The following is an 8,312-nucleotide window of genomic DNA, read 5'->3' on the forward strand; positions in this document are numbered from 1 at the left end:
GGATGAACCTTCAGCTTCGGTGGGACCTCTATCGAGCGCAGGCCGCTGACGCAGAGACTCTCAGGAGCATCCGTCCCGTTCGTGCTGCCGGGTGAGGAATGAGGCCAGCGGTCTTGTGCCCATGAACAACCTGGCGCGGGCGGTCGAAGCTGCGGTCGCGGGCCTGGACTTTGAGCAGGTCCGGCGCCAGTACTGGGAGCAGGACGAGCTCGTCTTCCTCGAGCGGTTCCTGTCGCCGGACGTTGTCGAGCGGCACATCGTCCCCGAGGTCGAGAAGCTCAAGCCCAACCTCCACCGGAACTACATCCCGCGGCACAAGAAGGGCGGCAGCGTCAGCTACTACGCGCTCTCGGAGAAGGCGCCGGTCTTCCTCGACCTCTACAAGTCCCCCGCCTTCGTCGATTTCCTCGGCCGGCTCGCGGATGCGCGCGTGATGCCGTGCCCCGAGAACGACCCGCACGCTTGCGCGCTCTACTACTACACCGAGCCCGGTGATCACATCGGCTTCCACTACGACACCTCGTACTACAAGGGCGCCCGGTACACGGTCCTCGTGGGGCTGGTCGAGCGGTCGAGCTCGCGCCTCGTCTGCCAGCTCTACAAGGACGACCCCGGACGGGAGACGCGCGAGCTCGAGCTCGCCACAGTCCCGGGTTCGATCGTGATCTTCAACGGCGACAAGCTCTACCACGCGATCACCCCGCTGGGCGAGGGCGAGGAGCGCGTGAGCCTCACCATGGAGTACGTCACGAACCCGGAGATGGCGACCTTCAAGCGGCTCTTCTCGAACCTGAAGGATGCCTTCGCCTATTTCGGCGTGCGGGCTGTCCTGGGCGGGGGGAGGTCCCGCACCGCCGGCGCACCCGAAGGGAGCGGCCGGGGCGGACGATGAGTTCCATCAAGCGGGCGCTGGTCAGTGTGCACGACAAAGCCGGTGTGGTGGACCTCGCCCGCGGGCTGGTCGCCCTGGGGGCGGAGATCCTCTCCACCGGGGGGACGGCGAAGGTCCTCCGCGAGGCGGGGATCCCGCTGCGTGAGGTCTCGGAGGTGACGGGGGCCCCCGAGATGCTCGACGGGCGGGTGAAGACGCTTCACCCGAAGATTCACGCGGCGATCCTGGCGCGGCGCGAGAAGCCCGAGCACCTTGCCCAGCTCCAGGCCCACGGGATCCCGCCGATCGATCTCGTCGCGATCAACCTCTACCCGTTCGAGCAAACCGTCGCGCGTCCCGGCGTCGAGCCGGATGAGGCGGTGGAGCAGATCGACATCGGCGGCCCAACCCTGATCAGGGCCGCGGCCAAGAACTGGGAATCGGTCGTGGTGCTCACCGACCCCGGCCAGTACACGCCGGTCCTCGACGAGCTGAGACAGCGCGGCGGGCTCTCGAGGGAGACGCGCTACCGCCTGGCGCGCGAGGCGTTCCGCCGGACGGCCCAGTACGACGCGGCGATCGCGGCCTGGTTCCGCGATCCCCAGGCCGTGCCGCGGTCCGCCCAGGCGTCTGCAGAGCCGGCGTTCCCGCCCGTCTTGAAGCTCGAGGCCGAGCTGCTCCGGCAGCTCCGCTACGGCGAGAATCCCCACCAGAGCGCGGCGTTCTACCGGCTTGTGGACGCCTCCCCGTTCGGGCTGGCCGCGGCGCGCCAGCTCCACGGTCCCGAGCTCTCCTACAACAATCTCCTGGACGCTTCCGCCGCGCTCGGTCTCGTGATGGAGTTCGACGAGCCCGCCGCCGTCGTGATCAAGCACACCAACCCGTGCGGAGTCGGTCTCGGCGCGAGCGTGGCCGAGGCGCTGGGGCGCGCGAAGGCGTCGGACCCGGTCTCCATTTTCGGGGGGATCGTCGGCGTGAACCGTCCGCTCGAGCTCGAAGCGGTGAAGCAGCTTGCCGGGATCCTGATCGAGGTCCTGATCGCCCCGTCGTACGCCTCCGCCGCGCTGGAGGAGCTCAGGCGGACGAAGCAGAAGTGCCGGGTCCTGGAGCTGCCCTGCGACCGTCGAAGTCTCCTGCAGCCGCGCCTCGAGTACCGGAGCGTGCCGGGCGGGCTCCTGGTGCAGGACGCGGATGCGAAAGATCTGGATGAGGGCGCGCTCACGGTGGTCTCGCGGCGCCCGCCCACCGCCGAGGAGTGGGCGGGGCTTCGGTTTGCGTGGAAGGTGGCGAAGCACGTCAAGTCCAACGCCATCGTCCTCGCCACCCGCGACCAGCTGATCGGCGTCGGGGCGGGACAGATGAGCCGCGTGGATGCGGCGCGGCTCGCCGTCCTGCGCGCGAAGGAGCTCGGGCTCGAGACCAGGGGGACGGTGTGCGCCTCGGACGCCTTCTTCCCGTTCCGCGATGGGCTCGACGTCGTGGCGCAGGCGGGAGCGACCGCGGTCATCCACCCCGGAGGCTCGGTCAGAGACCAGGAGGTCATCGCCTGCGCCGACGAGCACGGGATGGCGATGGTCCTGACCGGGATCCGTCACTTCCGCCACTAGGAGGGTGTCGAGGTAATGCCGCTGCCGAAATTCGACCGCGTCCGAGCGCGGGCTCTGCCCGCGCAACCGATTCGAGGGGGGAGGCTTAGGAGGGGGCCAACGGGGCCCCCACCGAAGGGCGAGGACGCGCATGGGCGGGGGCGAGTGGCTCATCAGCCACCGGGAGGTGGTCAGGCTCCTTCGGATCACGCCGAGGCGCTCGGCCCAGCTCAGGCGGCTCGGGCTTTTCAAGCCGGAGGGGGCTGGCTATCGCTTCAGGGAAGTCGTGGGGCTCAGGGTCGCCGCCGACCTCCTGGACACCGGCGCGACGGTCCGCCAGATCCGCCAGGCCCTCGACGACCTGAAGCGGTTCCTGCCCGAGGCCGAGACCCCGCTGGCCGAGATCCGGCTCATCCTGGAGGGTGGGAAGCTCCTGGCCGAGAGCGAGCGGGTGAGGTTCGATCCGCGCAGCGGGCAGACGGTGATGGCTCTGGACGTCGAAGGTCTGGCGTCGGCGGTGGAGAACACGCTGGCCCGAGGGGTCGTGCGCCCGCTCGTCCCGCCCGCCGAGGCCGCCGAGGTCTGGTTTCAGCGCGCCAGCGAGCTGGACCAGGATCCGGCGCGCTGGGAGGAGGCGGTGGAGGCCTACGGACGCGTCGTCGTCATCGACCCCACGTACGCGGCGGCGTGGAACAACCTCGGCCTGCTCCACCACCGGATGGGCCGCTACGCCGAGGCCCGCGAGTGCTACCGGGTCGCGCTGGAGGCCGACCCCGCGTGCGTCCAGGCCGCGTACAACCTGGGCTCGCTCCACGAGGACCTCGGCGACGCCGCGGCCGCGGCGGAGTGGTATCGCCGGAGCCTCGAGCAGGACCCCGGCTATGCCGACGCCCACTTCAACCTGGCTTCGCTCCTGGCGCGCACGGGGGAGAACGAGGAGGCGCGGCGCCACTGGAAGATCTACCTGCAGCTGGACCGGGCGAGCCCGTGGGCTGCTGTCGCGCGCAGCCACCTGACCGAACCGGAGGACGAATGAGATGCGGGTGCTGGTGATCGGCAGCGGCGGCAGAGAACACGCGCTGGTCTGGGCGCTGGCCCGGAGTCCGGGCCTCTCCGCCCTCTACGCCGCGCCGGGCAACCCCGGGATGGCCCGTCTCGCGCGATGCGTCGCCATCAAGGCTGATGCGATCGAGGACCTCCTGGCGCTGGTCCGTCAGGAGCGGATCGATCTCACGGTCGTCGGGCCCGAGCAGCCTCTCGCCGCGGGGATCGTGGATGCGTTCCAGGCCCAGGGCCGTGCCATCTTCGGCCCGACGAAGGCGGCGGCTGATCTCGAGGCCTCTAAGGCCTTCGCCAAGGGGCTGATGGCCAAGCACGGAATCCCGACCGCACGGTTTGGGGTCTTTAAGGATGCCGGTGCCGCGCGCGCATTCTGCCGCGAACTGGGCCCTCAGCTCGTCGTGAAGGCGGACGGCCTGGCGGCCGGGAAAGGGGCGATCCTCTGTCAGAGCCTCGAGGAAGCCGACAGGGCCGTCGCGCTCTGCCTCGAAGAGAAGGCCTTCGGCCGGTCGGGCGAGCAGATCGTGGTGGAGGAGTTCCTCGAAGGCGAGGAAGCGTCGTTCTTCGCTCTGACCGATGGCGAACGGGTACTCCCCCTCGGTGCGGCGCAGGACCACAAAACCGTCTTCGACGACGACCGAGGGCCGAACACCGGCGGCATGGGGGCGTACTCGCCCCCGCCTGTGATCGACGAGCGCCTGCACCGGGAGGTGATGGAGCGGATCCTGGCGCCCACGGTGACCGCCATGGCGGCCGAAGGGCGGCCCTACCGGGGCGTCGTGTACGCGGGTCTCATGATCGCGCGCGACGGCCCGAAGGTGCTCGAGTTCAACTGCCGCTTCGGCGATCCCGAGGCCCAGGCCCTCCTGCCCAGGCTCGGCGAGGATCTGCTCCCGCTCCTCGCCGCCGTCGCGCGTGGCGGCGGCTTGCCGACCGCAGTCCGGTGGCGGCCCGCGGCGGCGGTCTGCGTCGTCCTCGCCTCCGGCGGCTATCCCGGCGCTTACGAGAGCGGCAAGACGATCGCCGGGATCGAGGAGGCCGAGGCCCTGGCCGGCGTCACCGTGTTTCACGCCGGGACCGCCGTCAAGGACAGCCTTCTGGTCACGGCAGGAGGCCGGGTGCTCGGCGTGACCGCGCTGGGAGGGGACATCGCTGCGGCCATCGGCCGAGCCTACGAGGCCGTCGGCAGGATCGGCTTCGAGGGGATGCATTACCGGAAGGACATCGGCCGGAGGGCGCTGGCGCACGCGAAGGCATGACGAAACGCTCGTCGGGAGGGACAATGCCGAAAGACGCTCCGCGGGTCGGGATCGTGATGGGGAGCGATTCCGACCTGGAGGTGTTGCGCGAGGCCGTGAAGCTGCTCGACCAGCTCCAGATCCCCCACGAGGTGGTCGTCGCCTCGGCCCATCGCACTCCCGACCGGACCCGTCGCTACGTTCACGAGGCCGAGGGGCGCGGCATCCGGGTGCTGATCGCGGGGGCCGGCGGCGCCGCGGCGCTCCCGGGCTTTCTCGCCTCCGAGACGACGCTCCCGGTGATCGGCGTCCCGATGGCGTCGACTCCGCTAAACGGCCTGGACGCGCTCCTCTCGATGGCCCAGATGCCCAAGGGGGTGCCGGTCGCGACGATGGCGATCGGCGGGTGGGGGGCGGCCAACGCCGCGCTCCTCGCCGCGGAGATCCTCGCCCTCACGGACGACGGCGTGAGGAAGCGCCTCGCCGCCTTCAGGGCCGCCCAGGCTTCGGAGGTGGAGGAGCGGTCGCGGAAACTCGCCGAGCAACTCAAGAGGAAGAGCTGATCTCACCCGATCGTCCGAATCCCACCCGACTCCGCTCCGTCGACCCGTTCGCTCCCGATCCGGAGAAGTTCCGCGAGGCTGCTGTCTGCATCGGGCGCGGCGGGCTCGTGGCGTTTCCGACCGAGACCTTCTACGGCCTCGGCGCCAGCGCCCTCGACGGCGCCGCTGTGGCGCGGGTCTTCGAGGTCAAGGGGCGGCCCGAGTCCAAGCCCCTCCTCCTCCTCGTGGATTCGGTGAAGATGGCCGAGTCCCTCGCCCTGGAGGTGCCCGACCTGGCGCGACGGCTGATGGTCAGCTGCTGGCCGGGACCGCTGACGCTGGTCCTGCGCGCTGCGCCGGAGCTCCCGACCGAGCTCACCGCCGGCACGGGGACAGTCGGGATGCGGATGCCGGCCCACGCCGTCGCGCTCGCCCTGGTTCGCGCCTGCGGCGTGCCGGTGACGGCGCCCAGCGCGAACCCGAGCGGGGCGGAGCCGCCGACCACGGCGGACGGCGTCAGGCGCTACTTCGAGGGACGGATCGACCTGATCCTGGACGGCGGGCCAACACGGGGAGGCCGGCCATCCACGATCCTTGACGTCTCGGTCTCACCGCCACGACTCGTCCGCGCGGGGGCCCTCGACATCTCGACAGTGATCCGGGGCGCGGGATGAGGATTACCATCGTCTTCGGTTGCTCTCCGCCGCTTCGAGCGTGGGCTTTGCCCACGCAAACTTCTCGGGGGGGAGGTATCGGAAGGGGGGCGGAGCCCCCCTCCGAGGATCGATGACCGTCACGGGCGTGATCCAGGCGGGCGGGAAATCGACGCGCATGGGCGGGAAGCCCAAGGCGCTGATCGAGCTCGGGGGCAAGCGGATCATCGAGCGCATCGTCGAAGCGCTGGGGACTGCGCTCTCCGACCTCCTGATCGTCACGAACACGCCCGAGAGCTACGCCTTCCTCGGCCTCCCCATGGTCCCCGATGTCTTTCCCGATCACGGCTCGCTCGGCGGGATCTATTCGGGGCTCCGCGCCGCCAGGGGTGACGCCTTCACCGTGGCGTGCGATATGCCGTTCCTCCACCCCGAGGTCGTCCGGCTCGTGGTCTCCCACGCCGGGACCGCCGACGTGGTGATCCCACGGGTGGGTGATCGGCTCGAGACGATGCACGCGCTCTATGGCAAAGCCTGCCTCCCCCACATGGAAGCGCTGCTCCGCGCGAGGCGCTTCAAGATCATCAGCTTCTTCGACAGGGTGCGCGTCCGCGAGATCCCCGAGCCCGAGGTGGCGCGCTACCGGGACCCGGCGGTTTGCTTCATGAATGTGAACACCCCCGACGAGCTCACCCGGGCCCGGGAGCTTCTCGCCGGGCTCGAAGGCACCGCGTGAGGCGCCCCGCCGCCTGGGTCCTCCTTTCAGCGCTGGCCGTCGTGGCTCTCGTGGCGCCCGTGCCCGAGCGGTTCTCCTCGCCTGTCGGGGTAGCCGAACAGGCCAAGGCCCAGCCGCCGCCGGCGGACCAGGCGAGCCTGGAATTTCTCGGCAGGCACTGGGCGCGTCCCCTGCCTCCCCAGGGCCGTCCGCCGCAGAAGTTCACCCCGATCGAGGCCTCGCTCGCCCCCAAAGACTGCGGCGTCTGCCATCCGGCCCAGCTCGCCGACTGGCGGACGAGCCTCCACGCGAAAGCGATGGGGCCCGGCGTCGCGGGTCAGCTCGTGGACATGATCCGGCAGGATCCGGCCGGCGTGCGCGATTGCCAGAACTGCCACGCCCCGCTGGCCGAGCAGCTGGAGCGCCTCGAAAAAACCGGGCGGGGGAGCTTCGTGAAGAACCCGAGCTTCTCCAGAGCCCTTCAGGCCGAGGGAATTACCTGCGCCGCCTGTCACGTCAGGGGCTGGGAGCGGTTCGGGCCTCCGAAGCCGGACGGCAGCCTGGTGTCGGCAACGGAGCGCTCTCAGCTCCCGCACAACGGCGCCACCCGGACACCGGCCTTCCTCCGCTCGGAGTTCTGCAAGAGCTGCCACCAGTTCGACGCCGACGGCTTCGCCCTGAACGGCAAGCTTCTCGAGAACACCTACGAGGAGTGGAAGGCCAGCCCGTACGCGGCGCAGGGGACCCAGTGCCAGGACTGTCACATGCCGGACCGGCGCCACCTCTGGCGGGGGATCCACGATCCCGAGATGGTGCGTTCGGGGGTGACGATCCAGCTCAAGCTCTCGAAGCCGAGCTACCGGGCTGGCGAGCAGGTGGAGGCAACCCTCACCGTGACGAACCGAGGGGTCGGCCACCTCTTCCCGACCTATCTCACGCCAAAGGTGTTTCTCAGGCTCGAGCTGGTGGATTCCGCCAGGCGGCCGCTCCCCCGGAGCCGCGAGGAGAGCGTGATCGGGCGCGAGGCCCCGCTGGACCTCTCCCGGGAGTTCTACGACACGCGCCTCGCTCCCGGCGCCACGTTCACCATGAAGTATGCCCGCAGGATCGACCGCCGAGGCCTGAAGCTCAGGGCGCGTGTGGTCGTCGAGCCCGACCACTTCTACACGAAGTTCTTCAAGGCCACTATCCCCCAGGCGGAGCGCGGCCGGCGTCAGCTCGAGGTCGCGCTCGCCGAGACGCGTCGCTCGGCGTTCACGATCTTCTCGAAGGAAGTGCCCCTGGATTGACGGGCGGGTCCTGTCACGGCGAGCAGCCTCAGTTCTCGCCGGCAGCGCACCCGCGCCCACCGCGCGGGTACCCGGTCCCGCCGACCACCCCGGCCGTGCTCGCTCTATACCCACCCGCCCCGCCCCGCTGCGCGCCCGGTACCCGCGCCGAAGGCGTGGGTGGGGCCGGGCCCCCGACGCCGTAGGCGTGGGGAGGGGCCGTGCCACCCGCTGCCTGCTCTGCGCGATCGGCGGCCCAGTCGCCGCGCCCTCTGTCCATCGCGCGTGTGCTAGCATCGGGGCGTGAAGCAAAAGCCCGTCCATCAGCGGGTGCGGAAGCCCATGCCGCGGAAGCCGCCCAAGGTGGAGATCCCTAAGAC

General features: G+C 70.4%; 7 protein-coding genes and 1 pseudogene. All 8 read left to right on the forward strand.

The genetic code is table 11. The annotated features are described in order from the left end of the window. Positions 1–121 precede the first annotated feature (121 nt). The 8 genes and pseudogenes from HY726_18775 to HY726_18810 all read left to right on the forward strand — a co-directional run bounded on the left by HY726_18775 (position 122) and on the right by HY726_18810 (position 7,953). Positions 122–829 (forward strand): annotated as a pseudogene (locus HY726_18775) (2OG-Fe(II) oxygenase). A 59-nt stretch (positions 830–888) separates the two neighbouring features. Beyond that, positions 889–2,478: a bifunctional phosphoribosylaminoimidazolecarboxamide formyltransferase/IMP cyclohydrolase gene (purH, locus tag HY726_18780; protein ID MBI4611041.1), complete on the forward strand. Its 1,590-nt coding sequence runs from the start codon at positions 889–891 to the stop codon at positions 2,476–2,478. Between the two features lie 130 nt (positions 2,479–2,608). Then, entirely contained in the window at positions 2,609–3,493 is an 885-nt protein-coding gene (locus HY726_18785; GenBank protein MBI4611042.1) for a tetratricopeptide repeat protein, read from the forward strand. A gap of 1 nt (position 3,494) precedes the next feature. Beyond that, positions 3,495–4,775, forward strand: a complete 1,281-nt coding sequence (gene purD, locus HY726_18790) for a phosphoribosylamine--glycine ligase (protein MBI4611043.1) — start codon at positions 3,495–3,497, stop codon at positions 4,773–4,775. A gap of 23 nt (positions 4,776–4,798) precedes the next feature. Beyond that, on the forward strand, positions 4,799–5,317 hold the full coding sequence (gene purE / locus HY726_18795; protein ID MBI4611044.1) for a 5-(carboxyamino)imidazole ribonucleotide mutase: 519 nt from the start codon (positions 4,799–4,801) through the stop codon (positions 5,315–5,317). Between the two features lie 107 nt (positions 5,318–5,424). Further along, positions 5,425–5,970: a threonylcarbamoyl-AMP synthase gene (locus tag HY726_18800; protein ID MBI4611045.1), complete on the forward strand. Its 546-nt coding sequence runs from the start codon at positions 5,425–5,427 to the stop codon at positions 5,968–5,970. A 112-nt stretch (positions 5,971–6,082) separates the two neighbouring features. After that, positions 6,083–6,685, forward strand: a complete 603-nt coding sequence (locus tag HY726_18805) for a molybdenum cofactor guanylyltransferase (protein ID MBI4611046.1) — start codon at positions 6,083–6,085, stop codon at positions 6,683–6,685. After that, the gene (locus HY726_18810; GenBank protein ID MBI4611047.1) at positions 6,682–7,953 is read left to right on the forward strand and encodes a hypothetical protein; all 1,272 of its coding nucleotides are present in this window, start codon (positions 6,682–6,684) and stop codon (positions 7,951–7,953) included. The genes HY726_18805 and HY726_18810 overlap by 4 nt, the downstream gene beginning before the upstream one ends. Positions 7,954–8,312: the final 359 nt, after the last annotated feature.

Source organism: Candidatus Rokuibacteriota bacterium (assembly GCA_016209385.1).
GTDB lineage: Bacteria > Methylomirabilota > Methylomirabilia > Rokubacteriales > CSP1-6 > JACQWB01.